Origin of the sequence: Microbacterium sp. STF-2 (assembly GCF_034650155.1) — a bacterium.
Lineage (GTDB): Bacteria > Actinomycetota > Actinomycetes > Actinomycetales > Microbacteriaceae > Microbacterium > Microbacterium maritypicum_A.
Map to the genome: position 1 here is coordinate 2,571,861 of NZ_JARKMW010000001.1, position 26,397 is coordinate 2,598,257.

A 26,397-nucleotide genomic window follows, 5' to 3' on the forward strand; every position below is an offset into this window, starting at 1 on the left:
TAACTGCGGTCGTCGCCACGGGGCTGAACCGACCGTCACGCAGGAGGTCCTTCAAGACCGCTCCAGGCAGCTACGCAGACTCGGAGGTTCGCGGTCATTCAGCCGCCGTGTACATGGATAGGGTTACGCTGAAGATGACGCATAGGGGATGCGTCGCAACACCTGGCGGAAAGGGGGAGGCACATGCCCGAGATGGTGTACGAAGCAGCACGCCGTGCAGCCGCAGACCTTCTGCGTCGTCACTGGGACGGTCATCTGCCCATTCGCCTCTCTGAGATCTCGGAGTCGTTGAACGCGTCGAAGTATGAGGCCGACCTCGGCGGGACGCTCTCCGGGATGGTGTCGAAGACTCCGGGCTCCGGGCCCCGTATCGCGCTGAACTCTCGCCACAGTTCCGCCCGTCGTCGATTCACCTGGGCACACGAGCTCGGGCACGTTGTCGAACGCAAGCAGCTCGCTGACGACCCGGAATACTCTTTCACTGACGCGCGCGGCGCCAAGTACGACCTCCACGAGTTCTTCGCCGACGAGTTCGCCGGTTCGCTCCTCATCCCCGCCGATGAGCTGCGCCGACTGCGCAACCTGGGGTACACGACCGGTCAGCTCGCGCGTACATTCGGAGTGTCCGTCGACGCCATCGACAAGCGCATCGCGCGGCTCGAGGTTCACCCGGACGAACTCGCGCATGCCTGACCCTACGACCCCTGCGACGAAGCTCACCGAAGAGAAAAGCGCGGATGCGGACGCGGTGACGTTGACCGCGGAGTTGGCGCGGAAGCTGAAGATCGCGAATGATCACCGCGTCAACCTCTTCAACTTCGTTCTCTGCATCGTTGGCGCGTCACTGCTCATCGTTACCGTCATCGTCACGCTCGTCGGAATCAAGCAGTTGACCCTCGCTACCCCGGTTCTCGTTGCGTTCATCGCCGCGCTTGCGGTTCAGTCGTTTGTCTTGATCGGTTTCCTCGCCCGGGGGCTGTTCATTGAGAAGGGCGCTCCCGCGGCTGCGCCGCCCGAGGTCGACTGAAACCGAGCAAGACGCGCGGCCGTTCTCGCAGAGGTTGCTCCGGTGCAGCATCAGCCGGATGGGATCATGAGGTGTGACCACCTTCGTTGAGCAGGTTCCTTCGCATGATTCGGACGCGGCTGATGCCACCAGCGTGTTTCAGATAGGGCTGGCTGCGATGGTACCTGTCCTGGGACCAGCTATCGCGGATGGCTGGAGGCACGCGGAGGCAAAGCGGGCGTTCGCCGCTCAGCATGAGTACAACATGACCGTCGCGCGGCGTCTGGATGCGCTGAATGCGGCTGGCCACGCCCCTCGACAGGTGACCATGCAGGACCTGCTCGAGTCGCAGGAGTTCCTTGCTGGGTTCCGAAAGATGCAGCGAGAGGCCCTCGAATCGGCCGCCGCCTCCCGCCAGCGCCGGCTTGCCGCAGCGGCCGCTCAATCAGGCGACTGGTCGCGTTTCTCGGTCAGTCAGCGGCAACAGTTTGCGCGGCTCGCGGTCAACCTCGACGAGCTCCACGTGTTTCTTCTGCAGTACTTCATGAACCCTCGGGACTGGCTCGAAGCCCACGGCCACGGGGAGAAATGGGCGAGCGAGGAGTTCGGTTCGGGGTCGCCTCTGTCGCCCTTCCGCGACATCTTCGGCGAAGATCAGACGCTCTGGGGAGCGCCTGTCAGGCAAGCAATCGACGATATGGAGCAGGCGGGTCTGATGGCCGAGGACTTTGATCCGGACCATCCGTTCTCTGATGAAAGCTACCTCGACGCGTTCACGAGCCCGAAAGGCCGCGACTTCCTCGAATACGTCGACGAGATTGACCACGTCGAGGCGTTACCGCCCGTACTCTAGACCTGCTCGAGGCTAGGCGACCGGGTTGTACCGGACGCGAGGACGCAACTTCGGCCGGGTACATGGTCGACATGTTCGAGGAGACCGCGCATGTAGGGGTTGTGACCCACCCCGAACTGCCCGCTGGTTATGAGCATGGCACCACGCGTGCCTACGCTCACTGCCGCCCTGCGTGCGCCGAATGCAGAGCCGCGAACACCGCGGCGGCCGCTGCGCGCCGAGCGAAACGGCTAGCTGCGGGCATGCCCGAGTCCGCACACGGGACGCCGAGTGGATACACGTTCTGGAACTGTCGCTGCAGGCAGTGCAACAAGGTGGCGAGGACGTCGTCGAAGACCCGAGCCCGAGGACAACGCGTCAAACGCGACCTGGAGCAGATGCCGCCGGAGGAGCACGGAACCACGCGCGGATACAACAAATGGAGCTGCCGGTGCGCACCCTGCCGCGAGGCCGGAGCGATCCGTCGGGCCGAGGTCAAGGCGGAGCGGCGGGCAGAATCTGAGGGCGCGGTTCAGATCAAGCGCTTCAGCTACCGGATCTATCCGGAGCCCAACACTGTGAGCGACCTCCGCCGCGTCTTCGGATCGTGCCGCTTCGTGTACAACTCGTATATTGCTCTCGCCCGTGAGCGGTACGCCACTGGTGCGAAACACCCGTCCAGCTACGACGCGGCGAAGACGCTCGTTACCGAGGCTCGACGTAATCCGGACAACGCGTGGCTCGCCGAGGTGTCCTACACGGCGCTGGCAGCCGCTGTTCACGATGCCGCGGACGCCTACCAGCGCTACTTCGACTCCGCCGCAGGCAGGATCAAAGGCCGCAGAGTCGGACACCCGAAGTTCAAGACACTCCGTACTGCCCGCAAGTCCGCTCGGTTCGCTGAGGACTCCTTCACCATCCGTGGTGGATGGCAGAACACCGGGCAGGGTGGCGGTCGCCTGCACCTTGCGAATATCAACCAGGACATTCAGGTCAACTGGCACCGGCCCTTGCCCGGATATCCCAGCGCCGTGACTGTGCGTGAGGACCCGGACGGCGCGTTCCGGGTATCGTTCGTCGTTCGCGTGCCGGTCGCAAGCTCGAAGCAGCCCACTCGTGCGTCACGCGCCGCCGGAATCGACGTCGGCCTCAATGACTACGCCGCCATCGCCTACTCCGACGGCAAGCGCGAGAAGATTGCCAACCCCCGTCACTACCGTCAGGCCGAGGATCGCCTGAGGCGGACGGACAAGAACCTCTCCCGGAAAACCCCCGGGAGCAACAACTACGCGAAGGCGAAGCGGGCCCGAGCCCGAGCTCATCGACGCGTAGCGAACCTTCGTGAAAACCATGCCCGTCAGCTCGCCTCGAAGCTCAGCCGTGAGAACCAAACGGTCGTCATCGAGACACTGAACATCGCGGGGATGGCACGCACGAACATGGCCAAGAGCATCAACGATGCCGGCTGGGGGCAGCTCCTCAGGTTCCTCGAGGAGGCGTGCACCCGCAAGGGCGTCGGCCTCCTCAGGGCACCAAGGTTCTTCGCCTCGACTCAGATCTGCTCGGCATGCGGTGAGAACGGCGGCAAGAAGCCGCTAAACGTCCGCAGCTGGACATGCGTCTGTGGCGTCACCCTGGACCGCGATTACAATGCGGCAACCAACATTCTTGCCGCGGGGCCCGCGGTCTATGCCTGTGGACGAGACGTGAGACTCCGGCTTGCTGGAGCCGTCTCGGATGAAGCAGGAAGCCACCGATCCGAGGGTCTTCCTCGCAGGCGGAAGCGTGCTCTTCGAGGGCGCGTGCAGGCAAGTTCAGATCCGCGGAAACTCAAGGGTTTCCGGGGACTCGTGGAAAATCGGGGAAGTTAGCGTGGAAAGCGCTGGAAACCCCCTTCTGCGAGCCCTACTCCCGACTGGGATCGGAGATTTCATGAACCCCCCCACAGTATGTGCGTATCGGAAGTTGATCCGATCCGAGTGCGAGAATGGCCCGGTTCCGTTGAGGAAGCCGGGCCTTCTCTTTTGGATCAGGTCCGTGGACGCCGCGCCCACGGGGCCGGCGCCGGAGGTGCGGTCAGCCCCCTCACCGCACGGGCAGATACCGGTTCAGGTGCGCGAGCGGCGGCTGCGACGAGAGGTGCGACACGGCCGCGGATCCGACCGCACAGGCGGCTGCGAGCGCGTCGGCCGGCGAATGTCCGGCGCGAAGCGCGAGCACGAGAGCCGCACAGAACGCATCGCCCGCGCCGACGGTGTTCACGGCCTCCGCACGGACGCCGTCGGCCCGTGCGATCTCCTCGCCCCGGCGATACAGTGCCGCGCCGGCCGCCCCATAGGTCACGGCGACGAGCTCGGCATCGGCGAGCTCGGGCATGAGCTCGCGTTCGGTCTCGTTCACGATGAACAGGTCAACGCGACGCAGCAGGGCCTCGGGCAACGGCTGGGCGGGGGCGGCGTTGACCGCGACGAAACCGGTGGCGATGGCGGCCACCGCTTCGACGACGGCGAGTGCGATCTCCAACTGCATGAGCACCGCCTCGTCTTCTCGGAAGGTCACCCCGTCGAGGGCCACGTGGTCGTTCGCTCCCGGGCAGACCGCGATCTGGTTCTCGGCGTCGGAATCCACCACGATCAGGGCCGTTCCGGTAGGTCCGTCCACGGTCCGCAGATCGGCGACGTCCACTCCGGCCCGGATCATCTCCTCTCGCGTCCAGGTCCCGTCGGCGTCATCGCCGACGGCGCCGACCATGCGCACCCGTCCCCCGAGCTTCGCGGCGGCGACGGCCTGATTCGCGCCCTTCCCGCCCAGATCGCGGGAGAGTCGTCCTCCCGCCACGGTCTCACCTGCGGTGGGGAGGCGATCGACGAACGCGGTGACGTCGACGTTCGCACTGCCGACGACGACGAGAGACGGAAGAGCGGGAGTGACCATGGCGGCAGCTTTCGGATCGAGGAGGCGGTATCGGGGAACGTCGGCATCGTGGTCGACTTGACGTTCCCGTGAGAAAGTGTAAACGTTTACGCACGCACATCTGCAAAGGAGCACCATGACCACTCCCGTCCTTCTCGACTGCGATCCGGGCCACGATGACGTCTTCGCGATCTGGCTCGCAGCCGGAAACGACGCCATCGACCTACGCGGGGTGACCACTGTCGGCGGCAACGGCTACCTCGAGCACACGACCCGGAACGCGCGGATCGCCCTCACCGTGGCCGGGGTCGAGAACGTGCCGGTCGCCGCGGGTGCCGACAAGCCGCTCACCCGTGAGCTCACCCCGGGAGCGTGGATCCATGGGGAGAACGCCCTGGGTGGGCCCGTCCTGCCCGAGCCCACGGTGCCGCTGGACCCCCGTCACGCGGTCGAGTTCCTCGCCGACACCCTCGCCGCCTCGCCGGAGCCGATCACACTGATCCCCACCGGCCCCCTCACCAACATCGCGCTCCTGCTGCAGCAGCACCCGGAGGTCGCGCCCCAGATCAAGGAGATCATCTGGATGGGCGGCTCGACCGGCCGCGGCAACGTCGGCGCGTACCCGGAGTTCAACGCCTGGGCCGACCCGGAAGCCGCAGCGGTCGTGTTCGCCTCCGGGCTGCCGCTGACGATGGTCGGGCTCAACATCTCCCATCAGGCGCTGATCACCGAAGAGGTGATCCGGCGGATCGGTGCGGTCGGCAACGAGACAGCGGCCTTCGGCGTGGAGCTGCTGCGCTTCTTCTGCAGCACCTACGAGAAGGCGGAGGGAATGCCCGAAGGCCCTCTGCACGATCCCATCACCGTGGCGATCGCGATCGACCGCGCCGTCGCATCGATCCAGCGCTGCCACGTCGACATCGAGACCACGGGTGAGTTCACGGCGGGCGCGACCTGCGTCGATCTGCACGACATGCTGGGCAAGGAGCCGAACACCGACGTCGCGATCACCCTCGACGTGCCGAAGTTCTGGAACCTGGTGACGGATGCTGTCGCGGCACTGGCCTGACGTTCAGCGCGGCGCGACGAGCGTCGTCGACTCGGCCACACGCAGACTCGGCGCGAGGCGGCTGAGCACGTACGGGGCCTCGGGATCGTCCATTCGACGCACCAGCGCCTCGGTCGCCTCCCGGGCGAGCTCGTCGAACGGCTGCACCACGGTCGTCAACCGCGGTTCGCATACGTCGGCGAGCATCGTGCCGTCGAAGCCGGTGACCTGCACATCGGAGGGCACGCTCTTTCCGGCGCGCTTCAGCGCCGCGATGGCCCCGGCTGCGACGAGGTCGTCCCCGGCGATGATCGCATCGGGAAGCGGGCCGCGCGCCAGCAGCTCCTCTGCAGCCCTCTCGCCGAAGGCGAGCAGGTACTCGCCGAAGATGTTCTGTTCGCGGGGCATCGATCGGCTGCGCACCGTGGCCTCGAACGCCGCTCGTCGTTCACGGCCCACGGAGGTGACGTCGTTGCCCGAGACGAGCACCACACGGTGTGCACCCCGGGAGGTGACGTGCTCGACGGCGAGATCGATGCCGGCGTCGTTGTCGACACCCACGAAGTCGGCAGGAAGATCGAGCACGCGACGGTCGAGCTGCACGAGCGGAACCCTTCGCGCGGTGTCAGCGACGGCGTCGAACGAGAGCTCGGCGTCGGAGGGGACCACGAAGATGCCCTCGACGCGACGCTCGACCAACATGCGGAGGCGGTCGCGTTCGCGGTTGACCTCGCCATGGGAGTCCGCGATCACGAGGTCGAAGCCGCGGCGCTGCAGATGGTCCTCGAGGCGGTGGATGAGTTCACCGTAGAAGGGGTTGCTGATGACCGGGACCACGACCCCGATGGTGGCGCCGGTGCCGGCGCGCAGGCCGCGGCCGATGAGGTTGACCCGATAGCCGAGTCGCTCGGCCACCTCGGCCACATGCTCCGCGGTGCGACCGGACACCCGGTCCTTGCCGTTGAGGGCTCGCGAGACGGTCGCGATGGACACACCGGCGGCGGCTGCCACCTCGTGCAGCGTGACGGACGCCTTCTTCACCACGACTTCCCACCCTGACCGGTGCCGCCGTCGACACCATCAGTCCAAGATAGGGCGTGCGTAAAGGATTACGCACGCGAACAGCCAACGATTCGACACGAAGAAGTGAGCAATGACCAATCAAGTAGATGCGGTTCGCACCCGGACCAGCGTGGTGTCGCTGATGATCGCCCTCCTCGCCGCGTGCCTGGCCTTCCAGCTCAACGCCAGCATGCTGAGCCCCGCGCTGGTGACGATGGAGCGCGAGCTCGATGCGACGTCGACCGAGATCGCCGCGACGCAGACCGTCTTCTTCACGGCCGCCGCGCTGTTCACCCTGTTCCTCCCCCGCCTGGGTGACCTGATCGGGCGCCGACGCGTCCTGGTCGGAATGCTCGTGGTGATGGCGATCGGCTGCGTCGTCGCGGCACTGGCCACCAACGTCCCGATGCTCTTCATCGGTCGCCTCATCCAAGGCGTCTCGGGGCCGGTCGTGCCGCTCTGCCTCATCATGCTGCGGGCGGCCGTCAAGGATCCGAAGGCGTACGGGACCCTCCTCGGTGTCGTCACGGCGGTCAACGGAGGGATCGCCGGTGGAGATGCTCTGCTCGGCGGATATCTGGCGACGAACCACGGCTTCGCCTCCATCTTCTGGACGATGGCGGGTGTGGCGATCATCGCTGCGCTCACCGTGCGATTCCTCGCCCCGGAGACGATGGCCGACGACCGTCCGCGTATGGACTGGTGGGGATCACTGCTGCTGGTCATCTCGGTGGGGTCGATGCTCGTCGCTCTCAACGAACTGGGCGCGCTCGCCGAGGCGAACCTGGTGCTCGTGATCGTTCTCGCGGTCGTCGCCGTCGTGGCGTTCACCTCTTTCTGGAAGCTCGAGGGCAGGATCGACGATCCGCTCGTCTCGACGGCCCAGCTCAGGCAACGAGCCACCTGGGCGCTCAGCGCCACCTCGCTGCTCACCCTGTCGGGGATCTTCGCGATCATGAACGGAGTGGTCCCCGCCCTCGCGCAGGACACGGCGATGAACCTCGCGATGAGTGCCGAGGAGGTCTCATTGTGGATCCTGATGCCCTACGCGCTCGCCGGCCTCCTGATGGGACCGCTCAGCGGCAGGCTCGCCGCCACCGTCGGGTACCGCACGATGCTGCGGATCGGGCTGGGCGGCACCGTCGCGGTGCTCGCGCTCATGGTCGCCAATGTCGAGACCTCATCCCGGCTCGTCCTGCTCCTCCTCTCCATCGCGGTCGGCGTCACCTATGCGGGGATCGGCAACATCATGCTCAACGGCCTGGGCGTCGTGCTGTCACCGAAGGACCGCCCGGGATCGCTTCCCGGCCTGAACACGGGCGCCATCAACCTCGGGGCGGGACTGAGCTTCGTCGTCATCTACGCGGCGCAGACCTCGTTCGCCTCCGGAGCAGGCGATGCGACGGCGGGATACGTCGCGGCACTGATCACCGGGGCGGTGGTGCTCGTCGGCGCCCTCGTCTTCTCGATGTTCATCCCCAAGCCCGTGACCGCCGAGCTGTCGCGCTAGTCCTCGTCACAGAGGGCCCCTCGCCCGCCCCGGGCGGGGGTCCTCGTTATCGAACACTCGGGAAACATCCGTCCGTAGTACGACGCCGCCGCTACCTTCGGCCGATGCTTCCCCGTGCCGTCCCGGCGACGATGGAAGTCCACCCTCCTCAGAGAAGACGTTCTGTGACCTCACGCACCCCCGACCCCCGTTTCGCTCTCGCTTTGGCCGCCGTCGGGCTCAGCACCTCGGCGCTCGCGCTCGCCGCGTGCGCTTCGGCTGCCTCCCCCGCGTCCCCCTCCACCGCCCTCGACCCCGCCACGGGGGAAGATGTGCCAGCCCACCACGGCGGAGACAAATCGAAGGCTGCTGGTTAGTCTGGCCGGTATGACGGACGAGCCGAAGCCCTCGACGAAGGCCCGTCCTCGTACTCTGATCCGCGATCAGGTGTACGCGCGGTTGGCTCAGGAGATCGTGACCGGACGCCTGGCTCCGCTCGAGGAGATCCGCGATCAGGACCTGCAGGCCGAATACGGCGTCTCCCGCACACCGATCAGGGAGGCCCTCATCCGGCTCGCCGACGTGGGCCTGGTCGAGATGAGCTCGAACCGCTTCACGCGGGTGGCCCCCATCGATCTGCGGGCACAGGCGGATCGCGCCGAGGCCGCTGGCGCGCTGATCGCCTACGCAGCCGCGAAGGTGGTGCCCGCCCTCACCGACGCCCAGCTCGACTCCCTCGATGCCCGCGTGCAGGCGATCCTGGACTCCGACCTCACTCGCGGAGGGATGCCGGACGGGCTGCGGCTCTGGTTCGCCCTGTGGGTCGAGGTGATCGAACTCGCCGACAACGCGATCGTGACCGAGATCCTCGATCGCAACCTCGTGCTGCACCTGAGCCGCTCGGTACAGGATCGCCCTCTCCCCGAATGGCTCGGACAGCAGCAGCGCGTACTCGTGGAGCCGCTGCGGGTGGCGTTTCGAGCGCGAGACGGCGCGGCCGCACGGGATGCCGTCTTCGAGCTCTTCCGCGTCACCACGGTCGAGCCACTGCGGGCGGCGCTGACCGGCGAATGGCGGCATCCCGGTGAGTAGCCCGGAGTCGGAAAGGCGCGCGGGTGCTCCCTCGTTCCTGTCGGTCGAGATCCTCGACCTCGTCGATCGGAAGGATCTGGACGCGCCGAGACCTGTGGCCACACGGCTGGAGTCGGTCGTCGAGGCACTGACCCGCAAGATGGAGACCGGCGAGCTGCCCCCGGGAGCCGCGTTGACGGTCTCGACGCTCGCGAAGGAGCTCGACGTCGCCACGAACACCGTGCGCGAGGCGATATCGATCCTGACGGTGCAGCATCTGGTCGAGGCTCGTGCGCACAAGTCGTCGGTGGTGGCGACCCCCACACGCGCGTGGCTCGCGGCCGTCGTCACGGAATGCTCCGGGCTGTCGACTCTGGCCGCGACTCTGGGCATCGCGCGCGCGACCCCGAGCGAGCGCCGGGCGTTCCGGGTGGCCGCCGAGCAGGCGATCACGGCATGGCGGGCGCAATCCGTCGATCACCGGGTCGCGTCCGGCTTGACCTGGAACCTCTTCCAGATGCTGGCGTCCTACTCGCGAAATCAGTACCTCGAAGCGATGCACGCCGCCAAGCGTCCCGCCCTCGTGCTCGGGTTCACGCACCTCGGGCGCGAGCGCAACGCCGCGATGGTGACGGGCGCGGTCGCGGATCTTCTCGAAGCGGTCGACGACGGGGCCGCGCACGAAGGGGCGGAGATCGTCGGCGACCTCTACGTCTACGTGCTCGATGACCTCATCCTGAACTGACCGCGCACCGATATTTCACTGGGCCGGTCGGAGAGTGGATACCGTTCAGTAGTCGCCTTCTGATGGCGACCGCCCAGCATCCCTGGCTTCCCCGCCGTCACGGTGATCGTCCCCAAGATCACCATCGAGGGGTGCTGCGCCTCGTTCGTTGGCCGCCGTTCCCCACGGCGGCCGGCGGACGTCCATCCGGTGATGAAGAGTGTGAGCCGACCGCTGCCGGATCGTGAGGAGAGCGCGGCCGGCGATCGGGACGGCCGTCAGCCCAGCGGCCCCTCGAGAACGGTGAGCACGTCCACCTCCTCGAACCCGACCGACCTGTTGAGGGCGAGCATCGGCTCGTTCGTCAGCGCCGTGTACGTCTGCAGGAAACGCGAGCCGGCACTCTCCGGAACGCTCAGGAGTCGGCGGAGGTTGGCGACCTTCAGCGCACGCCCGATGCCGCGAGCTCGAACCCGCTCCTCGACGAAGGTGTCGTCCTGAAGGGCGATCGTCGGATCGGGCCGAGAGAGCAGGATCTCGGTGTAGCCGACGGAGTGCCCGTCGATGCGAGCGACGCTCCGCACCAGGGCATACCCCTGTTCGGACATGCGCTCCTCGTTCCGGCGGACGGCCGCGACATCGACGGGCGCGGCAGTGCGTGTCAGGTCGCCCATCGGTACGTCGTCCGACATGTGCGCGCGCAGCCGAGCCCAGTCGTCGAGAAGCTCCTCCGGACAGGCGTCCACCCACGAGATGACCTCGACGTTCGACGGCGGGCCGGGGAAGCTGTCGAGGATGCCCTGCGGCAGCGGGAGATCGACCACCTGCCGGCTCTCGCGGACGCCGATCCGCATGCCCTCGGAACGTGCGAACGAGACGCCGGCATCGGAGTACGTCTCGGTGCGCATCACCGTGGCGGTGCCGCGCAGGGTGTTCCGCACGGCGTGGAGCAGCGCACGGGCGACTCCGCGTCGACGGAACGCATCGAGAACGGCGATCTCGACGTCTGCCGGTTCGCCAGGGTGCACGTGCGCCTCGGCCGCGCCGACCGGCACTCCGTCGATCTCCGCGAGCAGCAGCACCGAGCTGCGGGTGGGATGGGGGTTCTGGAACTGCAGGCGCGTGGCCTCGTCGCTGCGGGACCACGCCTTCTGACGGCCGAAGGCGCACCCGTCGCGGAGGATGCCGTTCCACCGCAGCAAGAGGGTGACGTTCTGCGGATCGACGGGTTCGACGCGGATGCTCATCGCGGTCACGACGCTTTCGGGGGTTCGACGACGGGCGGGTGCATGACCAGGGTGCCATGCCAGGGAGGCGTTCATCCCTTTTCGCGCTGTCGCGGAGCCTCTGAGAGGGTGGAGGCAGGACCTGCCCTGAACGATGACGAGCGGTGAGCGATGAGTGGACCTGAATCCCCGATGGTCGCGGTCGAGGGCGCATCGACGCGGTGGTCGCCATGGTGGCTGGCCTCCGGAGTGCTCTTCATCGTCTCGGCGCTGCTGGCCGCGTTCCGCAGTCTCCCCGGGTCGCTCGTGGGGAATGCTCTCGTCGGCATCTCGACGGCGGCGACCGTGGCCTTCAGCCTCGCGCTCGCCGCGGCCGGGGTCGGAGCTGCACGTCGTGACGGCACCCTGCGGCTGCCGAGGTCCGCGGTCATCTCCCTCTTTCTCCTGGCGGTCTGGCTGCCGGTCGGTCCCCCGTCGCTGGCGGCGTCGTTCGACATCACGTCGGCTGCACCGATCTACGTGAACGCCCTCGTGGAGTTGGGGCTCAGCGGAACGATCGTGGCAGGTGTCCTCCGCAGTCCACTCGCGAAGCCCTGGAACGTGGTCCCCGCGGGCGCGCTCGCCACGGTGATCCTGGGGTCGTTGATCGAGGTCGCCGTGATGTCCGGCAGCGTGACCGATCAGAATGCGATGATCCTCGTCTCCCACGTGCTGACGCTGACACGAATCCTCGCCACCGGAGCGATGGGAGCCGTGGCCATCCAGGCCGCGCGCTCGCGGACGCGATCGGTGGTCGTGTTCGGGGATTGACCCTCGTTCTGCGCATGTCGGTCGCCCCGCTCCCGCCGGGCGACCGACGCTCCCGTCAGGCGGCCGACACGTATCCGTTCGAGGAGTCGTCCTCGACGAGGACGTACGCGAGCAGGCCGTCCGTCTGCGGTCGTGTCCGCCGCCACACTCGCTCGTGTCCACCGGTGGCGTAGTCGAGCACGATCCATTCGGGAGCGTGCGGATCGCGCCGTCCGACCACGTATGACGTGCTACCGAGGCCGACGGATCCGAGCTGGGCGACGAACTGATCGTCGTCGAGGGAGGCGGGCGGTGTACGGCAGAGCTCGGTCGAGCGGATGTGCATGGTCTGCGCGGCCTGCGCGGCTCGCCGTCTCATGCGAGGTCACCGGCTCGGACGCCCAGCTCGCTGGTGTCGCGGAGACCGTGCGCGTCGAGGTAGGCGCGGATGGTGTCGTGGACGATGCGGATCTGCGCCTCGTTGCCCATGGCGGCCTGCATCGTCCCCATCGTGGGTGCCGGCTTGCCGTTCACGCGGTCGAGCGCCTCCCAGACGATGTCCTCGCGGGAGCCGCGGCCCATCGAATGCGGCATCGAACTGAACACCGGGTTCGGTTTCCAACCGGTTCGGTTCTCCTCCATCAGTGATTCCTCTCCTGTGTCTCCTGGCGCCGTCGAACGCGGGTGCATCCGTTCTTGCGCGTGGGCGCGCCGAACACCCCCTGGGGCCAGAGACCCCCGACGGACGGCGCGCTGTCCTGCGGCCAGGAGCCTTCCCGCAGAGCTGTCGGATGCCGACGGAGGGAAGGACGGTCTGGCCGTCTGGTTCCCTACGACAGTAACACTTATTTTTAGTCATTCAAAATAAGGAAGTGGTCCGAATGGGGCGGAAGCGCCGAGAAGGCCCGATCCACGGGGGACCGGACCTTCTCGCGGGGTGGGTGTCAGGCGCGCGGAGCGTCGTTCCAGGACCAGATGTCGTCGCCGCGCAGCACGGCGTCGGCGCCGCCGTCGCAGTAGATGGTCTGACCTGCCATATGGGTGTTGGCCGGGCTGGTCAGCCACACCAGCAGCTCGGCGATCGACGATGCGGGCTGGTGGTAGTTGAGGGGCATCGGCACGGCGGCGTCGACCTGCGCCAGGCCCTCAGGGCTCGACAGCAATCCGGCGGTCATGGCCGTGGTGACCGTGCCGGGCGCGACGGCGTTGAGGGGGATCCCCGCTCCGGCCCAGGCGTCGGAGACCGACGCGCGTCGCACCCAGCGCGAGAGGGCGCGCTTGCTCGAGGAGTAGTTGAGGAACCCTCCCTCAGCCGTGGCGGCGAGCTGGTCGCCGATCTCGAGGGCGAGGGGCTCGTCGCCGCTCAGTGCCGCGTCGACGAGCTCGGCCGAGACGGGCTGCAGCGATGCCATCGACGACACCACGGCGGCGCGCGGCTGGTCCGCCAGGCTCAGGTTCGGCAGCAGCGCGGTGAGGAACTCGGTCACACCGAAGTAGTTGATCGCCATGGTCTTGGCGATCGGCGCCGCGATCCCCGCGCACGCGATGATCGCGTCGATGCCTCCGTCGGCGGTGGCGAGCACGGCGTCCGCGGCGGCAGCGCGGCCTTCGGGAGTCGAGAGGTCGCCTGTGACCTCCACGCCGGCGAGGTCGACACCGATCACGGTGTGTCCGTGTGTGCGAAGCAGCTCGGCGGTCGCGGCGCCGATGCCGGATGCGGCGCCGGTGACGACATAGGTGCGGGTCATGATTCCTCCTGGGGTGATGAGACGGCATCGGACGGCGACCGCGATACGGTCGCCTGCGTCGCCCCTGGCAGGGCGGCGACGAAACGGCTGAGGTGAGCCTGGAACTGGGCGATCTCCTGTGTCGACCAGCCGGCGAGGGCGCCGCCGACCATCTGCTGCCCGGCGGCGACGAGTCGTCCGTAGGCTTCGCCGCCCGCGTCCGTCAGGCGCACATCGACCGTGCGGCCGGAGCGGACCCGGTCGAAGAAGCCCCGCGCCGACATTCGCGAGACCAGCTTCGACGTCGTCGGGCGCGACAACGCGGCTCGATCGGCCAACTGACTGAACCCCAGGGAGCCGCCGCTCATGCCGACCAGGTACAGGCTGCGCACCTCTGCGGCATCGAGGGATCTGTCGACGCTCTCGGCGACCTCTAGCTGCAGCTCGCTCTGCGTCCACTCAGCGACGACGCCGACCAGCGCCTCACGGATGTCTTCGATCTTGCCTTCGATCGCCACAGGTTCATCATATCAGCTCAGTTGCGTGAGGCAACTGTTGGAGCAGGGCTATCCGTCAAGAGAGGTCGGCCGCCGTCGCGACGACCGCGGCGTACAGATCGGCGATGCCGGCGAGGGCTGCGCGGTGCAGCTGCGCGGCCGACACGTCGCCGACGACCGAGGGGAGGCTTCGCGTCGCGGTGGCGGCAGCGACCACCGTCGGACGGTTTCCGCGGAGGAAGGCGCCCTCGGTCGTGTAGGTGACGCACATGTGCGTCATGAACCCGGCGATCACGACATCGTCGTGGCCTGCGGCGTCGATGAGGTCTCCGAGCTCGGTGCCGACGAAGGAGTTCGGAGCGGTCTTCACGACGACCGCCTCCCCGTCGGCCGGGGCGACACGTTCGTGGATCGCGCCGATGTCCTCGCGGATGTCGTATGCCGAGCCGACCCCGCCGTCGTGCTGCACGTGGATCACCGTCGCACCGGCGCTGCGGGCCCGCATGAGGAGGTCGGCCGCGGCGTCGAGGGCGGCGTCCCACCCGTCGAGCTCCATCTCTCCGCGGGTGTAGGTGTTCTGGAAGTCGACGAGGATGACGGTCGAGGCCGCGAGGGCGGCAGGGGCGTCGACGATGCCGCTCAGGGCGCGGAGTGTGGATGACGTGGTCATGAGGTGTCCTCTCTCGGGTCGTCTGTAGTCTTGTTGACCCGAACGACTCTGAACAGCCGGATTCGGGTCAGCCGTCGCCGTGATCGGCTCGCCCCAGGGATGGAGGGACGCGCAATGAGCGCACCGCGTGTGACCGTGATCGCCATGGACGGCATCAGCCCCTTCCACCTGTCCGTCCCGTCACTCGTGTGGGGAGGCGAGACGCCCGTCGGCGAGATCGATCCATGGCCCATCCGCGTCGCGGCGCTGCGCGCGGGCACGCTACGCACCTCCGCCGACTTCGACATCGACGTGCGACACGGGCTCGAAGCGGTTCGCGGTGCCGACGTCGTCGTGGTGCCGTGGTGGGGCGAGCCCGACCGGGCGGCGCCGGATGAGCTGTCGAACGCGCTGCGGGACGCGCACGACGAGGGAGCCGAACTGGTCGGACTCTGCCTCGGCGCTTTTCCCCTCGCCGACAGCGGCGTGTTGGAGGGTCGCACCGCGACCACGCACTGGAAGTGGGCCGACGTGTTCCGGCACAGGTTCCCCCGCGTCGCGCTCGAACCGGACGAGCTGTACATCGACGAGGGGCAGATCGTCACGGGAGCAGGCGCCACGGCCGGGATCGACGCCTGCTTGCACCTCCTCGCCCGCCGAGAGGGCCAGCTCGTCGCGAACCGGGTCGCCCGGAGGATCGTCGCACCGCCCCATCGCTCCGGTGGACAGGCGCAGTTCATCGAGCGGCCGGTTCCGGACGCGGGAGGAGACCCGATCGCCGAGGTGATGCGATGGAGTGCCGCGAACCTCGATGCCGATCTGTCCATCGACGTCCTCGCCGCTCGAGCCCATCTCAGCCGGAGTTCGTTCACCCGGGCATTTCGGGCGCAGACGGGGTCGACGGTGGCGAAGTGGGTGCTCGCGCAGCGGCTGGCGGCGGCTCGGGAGCTGCTCGAGGCCACGTCGCTCCCGGTCGACACGGTCGCATCGACGACCGGGTTCGGCGGGGCGGCGCTCTTCCGCCAGCACTTCGGTCGTGCATTCGGTGCGACTCCGAGCCAGTATCGGTCGGCGTTCCGAACCACCTGAGTGGATGCACGCCGCCCCGCGGAGGCAGGGGGCGGATCATCCTCCCCCTGCGCCCGCGGGGCGCTGTCGGTGTCGGGGCCGATCTCACACGGAGACGGACTCCTCGGACGCCTCGCTCCGTGCCCGCGGCTTCGTCATCCAGATCGCGGTGACGATCGCGCCGACAAGGGCGAGGATCGCCGCGCCCAGGAAGGCGGCGGAGTACCCGCGCGTCAGGTCGGCCGCCGTCGGAGCGGTGCCCGAGATGCCGTAGACGATCGCGGTGAGGACGGCGAGCCCGAGGGCCGATCCGATCTGGTAGCTCGTGCTCACGAGTCCGGAGGCGACGCCCGTCTCCATCGGAGGTGCGGCGTTGATCGCGGTGCCCAGCGACGGGACGAAGGCGAGCGACATCCCGAGCGCGGCGAGGAGCGACGCCGGCAGCACGTCCGCGGCGTAGTCGCCGTCAGGGCGGACGAACGACAGCCAGAGCAGGCCGCCGGCGAGGATCAGCAGGCCGCTGACGATCATCGACCTGGCTCCGAACCGCGCAAGGAGGCGAGGGGCGAGGGCGACCATCACCAGGACGACCAGGCCCGTCATCGGCAGCAGTGCGGCACCCGCGGCGAATGCGCTCGCCCCGAGGACCTGCTGCAGGTAGAGGTTCAGGAAGAACCACATCGACACCCAAGCCGCTCCGAGGAGCAGCTGGGCGCTGTTGGCCGCGGCCAACAGCGGTGCACGCAGCAGCCCGAGGCGCAGCAGGGGGTTCCGGCTGCGTGCTTGGATCACGAAGAAGATCGCGAGCAGGACGATTCCGGCGCCCACGAAGGTCAGGGTCGACCAGGTGAGCCATCCGACCTCGGGGGCATTGACGACGCCGTAGACGACGGCAGCGAGACCGAGCGTGACGGTGAGAGCACCGGCCACGTCGATCGATCCGGCGGCCGTGCGGACGGTGCGAGGGAGGGTGGATGCCGTGAAGGCGAGCACGAACAGCGCGATCGGCACCGTCACGTAGAACACCCACGGCCAGCTCGCATACTCGGTCAGCACTCCGCCGAGGAAGACACCAGCCGTGCCGCCGATGGGGGCGGCGGCGCCGTACACCGCGAACGCCTTGGGAAGGTCGGAGGTGCCGCCGAACAGCATCATGAGCAGGGTGAGCGCGGCGGGAGCGATCAGAGCGGACCCGGCACCCTGAATGGCACGACCGGCGATCTCAAGCCCGACGTCGGTGGCGGCGCCGGCGAGGAGCGAGCCGATGATGAGGACGATCCACCCGCTCACGAAGATCTTCCTCGCGCCGAACGCGTCGGCCAGGCGTCCGCCGAGCAGCAGCAGACCGCCGAACGCCACGACGTAGGCGTTGAACACCCACGACAGTGATTCCGGAGTGAAGCCCAGGTCGCGCTGGATATCGGGCAGAGCCACTCCGATGATCGAGGTGTCCATGATGACGACGAACTGCGCCGTGGCGATGAGGACGAGCCCGAGCCAGCGCTGGGCTCGGGAGATGGGCGGGCGGGACATGGGTTCCTCCTGAGGGTGCGTGCCGGTGGGTCCGGTCAAAGATCACCATATACCTATAGGGGGTAGGGGTATTCAAAATGTCGAAAAGAGGTCCGTTCGCGTCGAGACCTGACGAAAGGCCCGGCTTCCAGGGGCCGGGCCTTCACAGAGTCTTGCGTGCCGGTCGTCCGTCGAGACTCAGGTGCACACGCCGTCGATGCTGCACGCCTCGCCGGCCTCCGACATCGAGGCGGAGACCGACGTCATCGATGGTGTGGTCGGTTCGGCGAGAAGACGCCCGAGGTAGGTGCCGAGGGCCAGTTCATCGACTGCGCCGAATGCGATCTGACGTACGCGCCCCTCCCGGTCGACGATGATCGTCGACGGCGTTCCCCGGAGTCCGTATCTGTGCATGGTCGCCGGAATCGCCTGACCGTCGAGCGGCCGATCGATCGCCACCGGGAACTCGATCCGGTATTCCGACAGGAAGGCCTCGAGCGCCTCGCGGCCCATCACGGCGTGATGCTCGAACACCGTGTGCAACCCGAGCACGACGAGCTCGCGGGAATCGAACATGCCGTGGAGACGCTGGGCAAGCGGGAGGCCGTGGCTCACGCATCCGGGGCACAGCATCTGGAACGCTTCGACGACCACGACGCGTCCGCGGAGCGATTCCGGGCTGATCGGGGCACTGTTCACCCACTCCGAGACGTCGAGCGCGAAGGCGTCGGCCCCGAGCAGCGGCTCAGGCACGGGCTTCCTCCTCACGCTCGGGCAGCCGCGCGGCGACGTACTCGGTGAGGTCTGCCAGGCGGTTCGAGTAGCCCCACTCGTTGTCGTACCAGGCCGAGACCTTCACCTGGTCGCCGATCACACGGATCAATCCCGCGTCGAGGATCGAGGAGTGCGGATCGGCGACGATGTCGGCGGAGACGATCTCGTCCTCGGTGTAGCGGAGGATCCCCTTGAGCGGCCCTTCCGCCGCGGCACGGTAGGCGGCCTTCACCTCTTCCACGGTCACGGGGCGCGATGCGGTGACGGTGAGGTCGGTGATGGATCCGGTGAGCACCGGCACGCGCAGCGCGAACCCGTCGAGCTTCCCGTCGAGTTCGGGGATGACGCGCCCGATCGCCTTCGCCGCGCCCGTGCTGGTCGGGACGATGTTGACCCCCGCCGCCCGAGCGCGCCGGAGGTCCGAATGCGGGCCATCCTGCAGGTTCTGGTCGGCCGTGTACGCGTGCACGGTGGTCATCAGGCCGGCCTCGATACCGAAGGCTTCGTGGAACACCTTGGCCACCGGGGCGAGGCAGTTCGTCGTGCAGGAGGCGTTCGAGATGATGTGGTGCCGCTCGGGGTCGTAGGTGTGCTCGTTCACGCCGAGCACGAACGTTCCGTCGTCTCCGGTCGCGGGCGCCGAGATGATCACCTTCCGCGCCCCGGCCTCGACGTGCTTCGCGGCGAGCTCCGCCTTGGTGAACAGCCCGGTCGACTCGATCACGATGTCGACGCCGAGGTCTGTCCAGGGAAGGCGGAGTGGATCGCGCTCGGAGAACACGCGGATCGCCTGACCGTTGACGAACAGGTGCGCGTCGTCGTGCTTCACGGGCCCCGGCAGGGTGCCGTTCGCCGCGTCGTACTTGAGCAGATGGGCGAGCGTGCGCGTGTCGGTGAGGTCGTTGACCGCGACCACCTCGAGATCCGAGTGCTTCGCGAGCAGGGCTCGGAAGTAGTTGCGCCCGATGCGCCCGAAGCCGTTGATGGCGATCTTCGTGGACATGATGCTCCCTCCTGTGCCGGATTCCGGCGGTGATTGACTTTTGGCCTATGCCAAAAATATCACGCGAGAAGAGGGGTGGGGTCAGTGGAGGTTCATCGCCCCGCCGGCCCAGGATCAGCTGAAGAGCACCACCAGGTAGACCGCGAACGTCACCAGGTGCGCGGCGCCGTGCATGGCGGTCACGCGCTTCGCGGCGAACGTCGTCACCGACAGCAGCAGTGTCACGCCCAGCATCAGCAGGTTCGCCGGCGACTCCGCCAGAACGATGGTCTGACCGGTGAACATGCCGATGATCAGCACCGCAGGAATGGTCAGACCGACGGTGGACACCAGCGCGCCGAGGCCGAGGTTGTTCACGCGCTGGGCCTCGCCGCCGAGAGCAGCACGCACTGCGGTGATCGACTCCGGCAGGAACACGATCCCCGCGATGAGCACGCCGGCGAGGGCGATCGGCGCTCCGAGGCGGCCCAACCCGTCGTCGAGCAGCGCAGCCATGTCGTGCGACAGGAGAACGATGGGGATGACGGTGATCACGAGCAGCGCGAGGCGGACGAGGATCTCGGTGCGGTGCTCGGCCAGCACCTGGCGGATCCCCCCTGTGGCTTCCGTCTTTTCCTGATGCTGCGCGGTCTGGAGCAGGCGCGGGTCGACCTCGGTGAAGTCGCTCGCCTGCGCACCCATCTGCCGGTAGAGGAAGAAGGCGTAGAGCACGAGGGTGAGCACGATGATCGGGATCTCCTGCGCCGTCGTGTACGAGCCGTCCGTGCCGATGAGGGCGGGGAGGCCGAATGCGAGTGCGACGAGCACGACCAGCATCGACAGGTACGCCGAGGTGCCGGTGCGGTTGTGGGCCATGCCGCGATGGCGGAGGCCGCCGAGGAGGAGAGCGAGGCCGATGACGAGGTTGAGGATGATCATCGAGACGGCCATGACCGAGTCGCGGGCGATGGTCGCGTGCTCTCCCGGACCGAGCATGACCGCGGAGATCAGGATGACCTCGATCAGCACGATCGACAGGGTCAGGACGAGCGAGCCGTAGGGATCGCCGAGCCGGTGCGCGAGGGCCTCGGCCTGCTTCACGACACCGAACGCGCAGACGAGGATCACTGCGATGATCGCCCCGAGCGCGATGATGAGTACCGGGGTGGGCACGGGGGGTTCCAGCACCGGGTGGAGGAGGAGGAGAGCTGCGAAGGCCCCCCATCCCAGGATGACGCGGACGATGTCCGTGACGCTGATCAACTGCTTACGTTCCGTGCGTGACATCGCCGGACTCCTTCGAGCTGGGGCCGTCCCCGAGTGGTGACCACGACCGGGTCGTCCCGGTCGCAGCGCTGTCTCAGCGCACTGCATCTGATGGTACGCGGCGTTCGCGGCGGATGGCCGGCGATCGACGGCGGTGGCGTCACTCCGGAGCGGAGGAGCGGGAGAGCGCGTGGATGTACCGCTCGACGTCGCGGCGGAACGCCGATTCTCGATGTCGACGACGCTCGACGCAGACCCACTGCGCAGTGGCCCAGACGAGGAATCCCGCCGAGAGGAGGAGTTCCAGCCAGATCCCGCGCACGCCGACGGACAGTGCTGCCGCGCTGACCATGGAGAACGAGACGAAGCACAGCACGAGCGTGGCGCGTGCGGCCCGAGGTTCGCGGGATACGACCCAGAGGGGCCAGGTGGACGAGTGATTCACGGGAGACTCCTGTCGGGGTCGTCCCCGGTCTGTCTCTCCGTCGGAGGTCGTCCTCCGTCGTTGTTCCGCTCCCAGAGTAGCAAACCCGTTCGCCTCGCCGCCTGCTCGGGTTCCTCCTCGGCGGATTCCCGGGGGTCGCCAGGGCTTGTCGCGGGCACCGTCGCAATGTGTCGCGCATGAGATGTTTCACTGAATATTCCGAAAACGGCATGAGCCTGGCGACGAAGATTTTTCCCGTTCAGCGGGAAATTTGACTTCCCCTGGTTCCGGGCTATGGTCGGAGGTTACGCCAGCCACCGAAGGGGAAGCGAGTAACCATGTCCGGAAAGTCCATCCAGGGTCGCGACAGCAAGAAGGCGCCGCAGCTCTCGCTCAAGGAGAAGCGAGCTGCCAAGCGGGAGAAGAACGCACCGGCCGAGTTCATCAAGCCCCGCAAGGGCGCGAAGGGCTGAGCCGGTTCGACCCATGGGCGGGCACATCCGCGCTGCGCGAGATGCCCGCCCACCGGCCGAACGCGATCTGCCGAGCGTTCGAGCGTGGCATCGATCGTGCCCACGGCTCGGCCCCCACTCGGGAATGCGGCCTGCCGATGTGACAAGCTCCCACACATCGCTGATCGGCGCCGGAACGAAGATGGAGCGTGTGCCCGACAGCTCGTCGCTCCGGCTGCGTGCGTGAGGGAGTCGTCAGGCGTTTCCGGCTCGCATGAACTCCTCCGCCGCGCGCACCTGCTCCGCCGACGGACGGATGCCCGTGTAGAGCACGAACTGCTCCAGTGCCTGCAGGGTCGCGACCTCCGCCCCCGTGATCACCGTCTTGCCAGCCCTGCGCGCCGCATCGATGAGAGGTGTCTCCGCGGGGAGGGCCACCACGTCGAAGACGACGGATGCCGCCCCGATCGCCTCTTCCGAAAACGACAGCGTGTGCTCTTCCGCGCCCCCGGCCATGCCGATCGGCGTGACATTGACCAGGATGTCCGCCCTGGCATCGTCGAGCCCAGCGGTCCAGGCGAAGTCGTACAAGTCGGCAAGGGGGCGCCCGTTCGCCTCATTCCTGGCGATGATCGTCACCCGCGTGAAGCCGGCGTCGCGGAACGCGGCGGCCGTGGCCTTCGCCATGCCTCCCGATCCGCGCAGCAGCACCGAGGCCGTGCGATCGAGACCTCCGCGTTCGATGAGCTGCGCGATCGCGGAGTAGTCGGTGTTGTAGGCCGTGAGCACGCCGTCGTCGTTGACGATCGTGTTGACGGAGTCGATGGCGCTCGCCGAGGGATCCATCCGGTCGACGAGCGCGATGACCTCTTCCTTGTACGGCATGGAGATCGCGCACCCACGGATGCCGAGACCCCGGACACCTGCGATGGCCTGCGCGAGGTCGGTCGGCGCGAACGCCTTGTAGATCCAGTTCAGGCCGAGCGCCTCGTAGAGATGATTGTGGAAGCGTGTTCCGTTGTTGCTCGGGCGCGCGGACAGCGAGATGCAGAGCGTCATGTCTTTGTTGAGCAGAGTCACCGGATCAGGCTACTCGCGCGCCGATGAAGGTCCGTGGCGAGAACGTGGATCCTCCCCTATGGTGAAGGTGCGTGCACATGGGGATCGATCGTCTACGTCTCTCCCCAGGAGACGGTGGCCCACCCCAGGGGCAGACGATCCGTGCATGCGATTGGGCCCTCTCGAGTAGTTCAGTCCCCAATGGGCTACTCGAGGGGGCCGCTGTCGTTCGTCTCGCAGAGAAGTTCAGATTTGTCCCCCAAAAGGGGGACAAGAGCATCGAAAAGGGGCTAAGCTGTCTCTGACGCACCCTCCGGTCGTCTTCGGCCCTCATCGCTCCCCCCGCGGTGAGGGCCACACCATTTTCTGGGCGTTCTCGTGCGCCCCGCTCCCGCGCTCGCGCGGATGACGGCCGGATGCCGCTCGTGCAACATTTGGATTACCTTCTTGCGGCGGCTATTCCGCTCAGGGCCTCCTCCACTAGCGTTAGCGATGTCGGGGCATCCCTGCGTCGGCTTCTTCACCAGCAGAACAGGCAGTACATGAGCACCCAGGGCACGGTCAAGTGGTTCAACTCGGAGAAGGGCTTCGGCTTCATCTCCCCCGACGACGGAGGCGCTGACGTCTTCGCGCACTACTCCGCCATCCAGTCATCCGGCTACCGGTCTCTCGAAGAGAACCAGCGAGTCGAGTTCGATGTGGCGCAGGGCCCGAAGGGCCTGCAGGCAGAGAACATTCGCCCCGTCTGAGACGGGCGAGACACCGAACTCCCCACCGGATCGCGTCCCCGATGCGTCATCCGGAGGGGAGTTCTGTGCTTTCTGAGCGATGATGAGGGCGTTCAGGCGTTCAGGCGATCAGCAGCGCACGCAGCTCTTCGACCGAGGACACGCGGAACGCGGCCTCGTCGCCCTCGTGCGAATCACTGAACCCCCACTCGACGAAGATCACGGGAACGCCGTTGGCGTTGCCACCCTCGACGTCGTGGTGCCGGTCTCCGACCAGGACGGGACGCGAGGTGTCGGCGCCGAGCTCGCGCAGCCGACGAAGAGCCTCTGCCACGATGTCGGTCTTCGAGGCGAGGGTCGACTCGTCCGGGGTCGCCCCGACGGTCGTCAGGAATGCAGGGCGCAGACCGAAGTGGTCGACCAGTGCGTCGACCTGGTTCTCGGGCTTCGAGCTGGCCGTCGCCTGGGGCACTCCGGCGGCGTGCAGCTCGTGGATGAGGTCGACCACTCCCGGGTAGGTCGCGACGTCTGTGGTGTAGCCGTCGGCCTTGCCGAGGGTGCGGTAGAAGGCGACCGCCTCGGCGGACTGCTCCGGCGTCATGCCGGCCTGATCCTGGAAGGACTGGAACATGGGGGGACCGATCCAGTGCACCAGCTCTTCGCGAGTCGGCGCCGGTCGGCCGAAGTGGGTCAGCGCGACATTGAGCCGGCGGAGGATGCCGACGGACGCGTCGACGATAGTGCCGTCGACGTCCCACAGCACGCAGGAGTAGGGGGAGTGAGGCATCTCTCCAGCCTATGGGCCGAACGGAGGGGGTCCGCTCTTCCTGCACAGGTGTGCAACGCAAAAGCTTGTGCACACCTCATGTGGGCACCGTCTGTCCCCATATAAGGTCGTGACATCGGCGGATACGCGGGCGAGAATGGGGGCATGTACGTGTCGGTGGAAGTCATCACGATGCTGGCGACAGCAGTGACGCTCCTGGTGGCGATCATCAGCGGTTTCGGCTGGATGATCAACCGGATGGACGCGCGATTCGCGGCGCAGGATGCAAGGTTCGATGCGCGGTGCGATGCGATGGAGACGAAGTTCGATGCGCGGTGCGATGCGATGGAGACGAAGTTCGATGCCCGGTGCGATGCGATGGAGACGAAGTTCGATGCCCGGTGCGATGCCCTGGACGCGAAAATGGATGTCCGGTGCGATGCCCTGGACGCGAAAATCGATGTCCGGTGCGATGCCCAGGATGCGAGGTTCGATACCCGGTTCGACACGATGGAGACGAAGTCCGATGCGCGTTTCGATCGCGTCGAGCAGCAGATCTTCGAGGTGAAGATCGCGATCGCGCGCCTGGAGGGGCCGGCACCCCGGCTCATCGCCGCGCGCTGAGAGGTGACGCCTCAGAACAGTCGGGGGATGCCCGACTCGATGCCCTTCATGTCGTCGTAGTCGAGCACCAGGCAGCGGATACCGCGATCCTCGGCGAGCACGCGTGCCTGAGGCTTGATCTCCTGCGCGGCGAAGACGCCCTGCACGGGGGAGAGGTGCGGGTCGCGGCCCAGCAGTTCGAGATAGCGGGTCAGCTGCTCCACGCCGTCGATGTCGCCGCGGCGTTTGATCTCGACCGCGATCGCGGCGCCGTCGGCATCGCGCACCAGCAGGTCGACGGGCCCGATGGCCGTCGGGTACTCGCGGCGTACGAGCGTCGCGCCCTCGGAGATGCGGTCCACCTGTTCGGCGAGCAGCCGTTGCAGGTCGGCCTCGACGCCGTCCTTCTGCAGCCCGGGGTCGATGCCCAGCTCGTGGGAGGTGTCGTGGATGATCTCGTAGATCTGCACGCGCAGCGCATCGCCGGTCTTCTTGTGGGTGACGCGCCAGACCTCGACGACGCCGGCGCTGGCTTCTTCCTCGCCGGGGGTCTCGCTCGAGAGCGAGCACGGCGGGCTCATCCAGTTCAGCGGCTTGTAGCTGCCGCCGTCGGAGTGCACGAGCAGACTCCCGTCTCCCTTGTGCACGAGCAGACGCGTGGCAAGCGGGAGATGGGCGTTGAGCCGACCGGTGTAGTCGACCGAGCAGCGGGCGATGACGAGACGCACCCGTCGAGCCTACTTCGTCGGAGGTGCTGAGCGGTCGCAGGCGGTGGGCGCGGCGGTCATCGGTCGAGGAACGACCCGATCGCCTGAAAGAGACCGAGCTCGGTGGCGGCGGAGCGGGCGATGAGGAATCCGATGATGCCGATGATCCAGGCGGTGTTCTCCGCGCCGGTGCGCTCCATCCAGGCCGCGAAGCGTTCGAGCGGCCGCCGCACCAGGGGGGCGGCGACCAGGCGCAGGACGAGCAGCACGACAGCGGGCAGGATCATCAGCGCGCAGTACCCGACGAGCGACAGCACACGCAGCGGAGTGTCGATCCCCGCATCCGCCAGCATCGTCATCGCGACGATGTACGGGAGCATGGTGGCGATCTCGACAAGCCCGGCGGCGATCGCGACGGCCATCACGGCGGTTCCGCGAGTGCGCGGGTCGAGCAGTCGCTCGCGCCACCGGGTGATGCGACCGGGGCGCGGCGCGGCGTCCGTCGTCATCGCGCGAGCCGGAGGGGGTGGCGTCGTCATCGACGAGCTGTGCGCAGCCGACCTCGTCGGCATCCCCGTCCACGCCGAGACCTGCGGGGTCGTGGGTCCCGACGTGGGGGTCGTCGACGTGGGCTTGGCGCGCTTGTCACCGGTTGGCATCACGAAGGCCGTGATGAGGAGCGCTCCTCCGACGAGCAGGCGGATGACCAGGCCGGCGGGCGAGGCCAGGAAGTCGGACGCCACGTCGACGAGATTCACCAGCCCCCAGAGGAAGAGGAGCCCGACGAGCAGGTAGAACGCGGCGATCGTCACCAGATACAGCAGGATGCGTCCGGCGCGCACCCGCCCCGGATGCAGGAGCAGGAAGACGGGGATGAGGAGAGTGCCGACGCTCAGCCCATCTATCAGCGCCAGGAGGGCGAGGGAGAGGGGAAGCGGCATTCCGCCGAAGAGTTCCATGTCTCCACGTTCACGGAACGGGGGACGGCTGCGGATCGGGCGAAAGTATCGTCTCCTTCGGCTC

31 protein-coding genes are annotated in these 26,397 nt (G+C 67.5%); 14 read left to right on the top strand and 17 right to left on the bottom strand.

Features of this window, described 5'->3' with window-relative positions; genetic code table 11:
* The first annotated feature begins 183 nt into the window (after positions 1-183).
* From MicroSTF_RS12465 to MicroSTF_RS12480, 4 genes are all read left to right on the top strand, one after another.
* On the top strand, positions 184-693 hold the full coding sequence (locus MicroSTF_RS12465) for an ImmA/IrrE family metallo-endopeptidase (RefSeq protein WP_322955987.1): 510 nt from the start codon (positions 184-186) through the stop codon (positions 691-693).
* Entirely contained in the window at positions 686-1,027 is a 342-nt protein-coding gene (locus MicroSTF_RS12470; protein WP_322955989.1) for a hypothetical protein, read from the top strand. Before MicroSTF_RS12465 ends, MicroSTF_RS12470 begins: the two co-directional genes overlap by 8 nt.
* Before the next feature lie 73 nt (positions 1,028-1,100).
* Positions 1,101-1,859: a hypothetical protein gene (locus MicroSTF_RS12475; RefSeq protein WP_322955991.1), complete on the top strand. Its 759-nt coding sequence runs from the start codon at positions 1,101-1,103 to the stop codon at positions 1,857-1,859.
* Positions 1,860-2,101: 242 nt separating this feature from the next.
* The gene (locus MicroSTF_RS12480; protein ID WP_322955992.1) at positions 2,102-3,709 is read left to right on the top strand and encodes a transposase; all 1,608 of its coding nucleotides are present in this window, start codon (positions 2,102-2,104) and stop codon (positions 3,707-3,709) included.
* A 214-nt stretch (positions 3,710-3,923) separates the two neighbouring features.
* Here the strand turns inward: MicroSTF_RS12480 and MicroSTF_RS12485 are convergent, their stop codons facing one another.
* A complete protein-coding gene (locus MicroSTF_RS12485) occupies positions 3,924-4,772 on the bottom strand; it encodes a ribokinase (protein ID WP_322955994.1) in 849 nt (282 codons plus the stop codon).
* A 115-nt stretch (positions 4,773-4,887) separates the two neighbouring features.
* Between MicroSTF_RS12485 and MicroSTF_RS12490 the strand changes: the two genes are divergently transcribed.
* Positions 4,888-5,820 (top strand): nucleoside hydrolase, encoded by a 933-nt coding sequence (locus MicroSTF_RS12490; protein WP_322955996.1) that lies wholly within the window; start codon positions 4,888-4,890, stop codon positions 5,818-5,820.
* A 3-nt stretch (positions 5,821-5,823) separates the two neighbouring features.
* Here the strand turns inward: MicroSTF_RS12490 and MicroSTF_RS12495 are convergent, their stop codons facing one another.
* Positions 5,824-6,840: a LacI family DNA-binding transcriptional regulator gene (locus tag MicroSTF_RS12495; RefSeq protein WP_322955998.1), complete on the bottom strand. Its 1,017-nt coding sequence runs from the start codon at positions 6,838-6,840 to the stop codon at positions 5,824-5,826.
* A gap of 112 nt (positions 6,841-6,952) precedes the next feature.
* Between MicroSTF_RS12495 and MicroSTF_RS12500 the strand changes: the two genes are divergently transcribed.
* From MicroSTF_RS12500 to MicroSTF_RS12515, 4 genes are all read left to right on the top strand, one after another.
* The gene (locus tag MicroSTF_RS12500) at positions 6,953-8,371 is read left to right on the top strand and encodes an MFS transporter (RefSeq protein WP_322956000.1); all 1,419 of its coding nucleotides are present in this window, start codon (positions 6,953-6,955) and stop codon (positions 8,369-8,371) included.
* Between the two features lie 164 nt (positions 8,372-8,535).
* Entirely contained in the window at positions 8,536-8,727 is a 192-nt protein-coding gene (locus tag MicroSTF_RS12505; protein ID WP_136024349.1) for a hypothetical protein, read from the top strand.
* A gap of 10 nt (positions 8,728-8,737) precedes the next feature.
* Complete coding sequence (locus MicroSTF_RS12510; RefSeq protein ID WP_021201342.1) at positions 8,738-9,442, top strand: GntR family transcriptional regulator; 705 nt, start codon at positions 8,738-8,740, stop codon at positions 9,440-9,442.
* Positions 9,435-10,166 carry a GntR family transcriptional regulator gene (locus MicroSTF_RS12515; protein ID WP_322956003.1) on the top strand — a complete coding sequence of 244 codons (732 nt, stop codon included), beginning with the start codon at positions 9,435-9,437 and terminating at the stop codon, positions 10,164-10,166. Before MicroSTF_RS12510 ends, MicroSTF_RS12515 begins: the two co-directional genes overlap by 8 nt.
* A gap of 257 nt (positions 10,167-10,423) precedes the next feature.
* On the opposite strand, the gene MicroSTF_RS12520 is transcribed toward MicroSTF_RS12515, so the two are convergent.
* The gene (locus tag MicroSTF_RS12520; protein ID WP_322956005.1) at positions 10,424-11,392 is read right to left on the bottom strand and encodes a GNAT family N-acetyltransferase; all 969 of its coding nucleotides are present in this window, start codon (positions 11,390-11,392) and stop codon (positions 10,424-10,426) included.
* 150 nt (positions 11,393-11,542) lie between these two features.
* Here MicroSTF_RS12520 and MicroSTF_RS12525 point away from each other — a divergent pair, with 150 nt between their 5' ends.
* A complete protein-coding gene (locus MicroSTF_RS12525) occupies positions 11,543-12,181 on the top strand; it encodes a hypothetical protein (protein ID WP_322956007.1) in 639 nt (212 codons plus the stop codon).
* A 55-nt stretch (positions 12,182-12,236) separates the two neighbouring features.
* Here MicroSTF_RS12525 and MicroSTF_RS12530 read toward each other — a convergent pair whose 3' ends face one another.
* The 5 genes from MicroSTF_RS12530 to MicroSTF_RS12550 form a co-directional block, all read right to left on the bottom strand.
* Positions 12,237-12,539, bottom strand: a complete 303-nt coding sequence (locus MicroSTF_RS12530; protein ID WP_021201338.1) for a hypothetical protein — start codon at positions 12,537-12,539, stop codon at positions 12,237-12,239.
* Positions 12,536-12,802, bottom strand: coding sequence for a hypothetical protein (locus MicroSTF_RS12535; protein WP_021201337.1), 267 nt, complete (start codon positions 12,800-12,802; stop codon positions 12,536-12,538). Before MicroSTF_RS12535 ends, MicroSTF_RS12530 begins: the two co-directional genes overlap by 4 nt.
* A 302-nt stretch (positions 12,803-13,104) precedes the next feature.
* Complete coding sequence (locus MicroSTF_RS12540; protein WP_292762531.1) at positions 13,105-13,908, bottom strand: SDR family oxidoreductase; 804 nt, start codon at positions 13,906-13,908, stop codon at positions 13,105-13,107.
* Positions 13,905-14,405: a MarR family winged helix-turn-helix transcriptional regulator gene (locus MicroSTF_RS12545; protein ID WP_322956012.1), complete on the bottom strand. Its 501-nt coding sequence runs from the start codon at positions 14,403-14,405 to the stop codon at positions 13,905-13,907. Before MicroSTF_RS12545 ends, MicroSTF_RS12540 begins: the two co-directional genes overlap by 4 nt.
* A gap of 55 nt (positions 14,406-14,460) precedes the next feature.
* On the bottom strand, positions 14,461-15,054 hold the full coding sequence (locus MicroSTF_RS12550; RefSeq protein WP_322956014.1) for an isochorismatase family protein: 594 nt from the start codon (positions 15,052-15,054) through the stop codon (positions 14,461-14,463).
* A gap of 114 nt (positions 15,055-15,168) precedes the next feature.
* On the opposite strand from MicroSTF_RS12550, the gene MicroSTF_RS12555 reads away from it, so the two are divergent.
* Complete coding sequence (locus tag MicroSTF_RS12555) at positions 15,169-16,122, top strand: GlxA family transcriptional regulator (RefSeq protein ID WP_322956016.1); 954 nt, start codon at positions 15,169-15,171, stop codon at positions 16,120-16,122.
* Between the two features lie 84 nt (positions 16,123-16,206).
* On the opposite strand, the gene MicroSTF_RS12560 is transcribed toward MicroSTF_RS12555, so the two are convergent.
* The 5 genes from MicroSTF_RS12560 to MicroSTF_RS12580 all read right to left on the bottom strand — a co-directional run bounded on the left by MicroSTF_RS12560 (position 16,207) and on the right by MicroSTF_RS12580 (position 21,080).
* Positions 16,207-17,634, bottom strand: coding sequence for an MFS transporter (locus MicroSTF_RS12560; protein WP_322956018.1), 1,428 nt, complete (start codon positions 17,632-17,634; stop codon positions 16,207-16,209).
* A 177-nt stretch (positions 17,635-17,811) separates the two neighbouring features.
* A complete protein-coding gene (locus MicroSTF_RS12565) occupies positions 17,812-18,366 on the bottom strand; it encodes a peroxiredoxin family protein (RefSeq protein ID WP_197020549.1) in 555 nt (184 codons plus the stop codon).
* Positions 18,359-19,390: a type I glyceraldehyde-3-phosphate dehydrogenase gene (gene gap / locus MicroSTF_RS12570; protein WP_021201330.1), complete on the bottom strand. Its 1,032-nt coding sequence runs from the start codon at positions 19,388-19,390 to the stop codon at positions 18,359-18,361. The genes MicroSTF_RS12565 and gap overlap by 8 nt, the downstream gene beginning before the upstream one ends.
* Positions 19,391-19,504: 114 nt before the next feature.
* Positions 19,505-20,656, bottom strand: coding sequence for a calcium:proton antiporter (locus MicroSTF_RS12575; protein ID WP_322956021.1), 1,152 nt, complete (start codon positions 20,654-20,656; stop codon positions 19,505-19,507).
* Positions 20,657-20,795: 139 nt separating this feature from the next.
* Positions 20,796-21,080, bottom strand: coding sequence for a hypothetical protein (locus tag MicroSTF_RS12580; protein WP_029259499.1), 285 nt, complete (start codon positions 21,078-21,080; stop codon positions 20,796-20,798).
* Positions 21,081-21,397: 317 nt separating this feature from the next.
* Here MicroSTF_RS12580 and MicroSTF_RS12585 point away from each other — a divergent pair, with 317 nt between their 5' ends.
* Positions 21,398-21,532: a hypothetical protein gene (locus MicroSTF_RS12585; protein ID WP_017829963.1), complete on the top strand. Its 135-nt coding sequence runs from the start codon at positions 21,398-21,400 to the stop codon at positions 21,530-21,532.
* Between the two features lie 234 nt (positions 21,533-21,766).
* Here MicroSTF_RS12585 and MicroSTF_RS12590 read toward each other — a convergent pair whose 3' ends face one another.
* Positions 21,767-22,591 (bottom strand): shikimate 5-dehydrogenase, encoded by an 825-nt coding sequence (locus MicroSTF_RS12590; protein WP_322956024.1) that lies wholly within the window; start codon positions 22,589-22,591, stop codon positions 21,767-21,769.
* A 521-nt stretch (positions 22,592-23,112) separates the two neighbouring features.
* Between MicroSTF_RS12590 and MicroSTF_RS12595 the strand changes: the two genes are divergently transcribed.
* On the top strand, positions 23,113-23,319 hold the full coding sequence (locus MicroSTF_RS12595; protein ID WP_017203899.1) for a cold-shock protein: 207 nt from the start codon (positions 23,113-23,115) through the stop codon (positions 23,317-23,319).
* A 100-nt stretch (positions 23,320-23,419) separates the two neighbouring features.
* Here the strand turns inward: MicroSTF_RS12595 and MicroSTF_RS12600 are convergent, their stop codons facing one another.
* A complete protein-coding gene (locus MicroSTF_RS12600) occupies positions 23,420-24,085 on the bottom strand; it encodes an HAD hydrolase-like protein (protein ID WP_322956036.1) in 666 nt (221 codons plus the stop codon).
* A gap of 144 nt (positions 24,086-24,229) precedes the next feature.
* Between MicroSTF_RS12600 and MicroSTF_RS12605 the strand changes: the two genes are divergently transcribed.
* Complete coding sequence (locus tag MicroSTF_RS12605; protein WP_322956038.1) at positions 24,230-24,688, top strand: response regulator; 459 nt, start codon at positions 24,230-24,232, stop codon at positions 24,686-24,688.
* An 11-nt stretch (positions 24,689-24,699) separates the two neighbouring features.
* On the opposite strand, the gene nucS is transcribed toward MicroSTF_RS12605, so the two are convergent.
* Positions 24,700-25,395, bottom strand: coding sequence for an endonuclease NucS (gene nucS, locus MicroSTF_RS12610; protein ID WP_021200066.1), 696 nt, complete (start codon positions 25,393-25,395; stop codon positions 24,700-24,702).
* A 56-nt stretch (positions 25,396-25,451) separates the two neighbouring features.
* Positions 25,452-26,333 carry a GAP family protein gene (locus MicroSTF_RS12615; RefSeq protein ID WP_322956040.1) on the bottom strand — a complete coding sequence of 294 codons (882 nt, stop codon included), beginning with the start codon at positions 26,331-26,333 and terminating at the stop codon, positions 25,452-25,454.
* Positions 26,334-26,397: the final 64 nt, after the last annotated feature.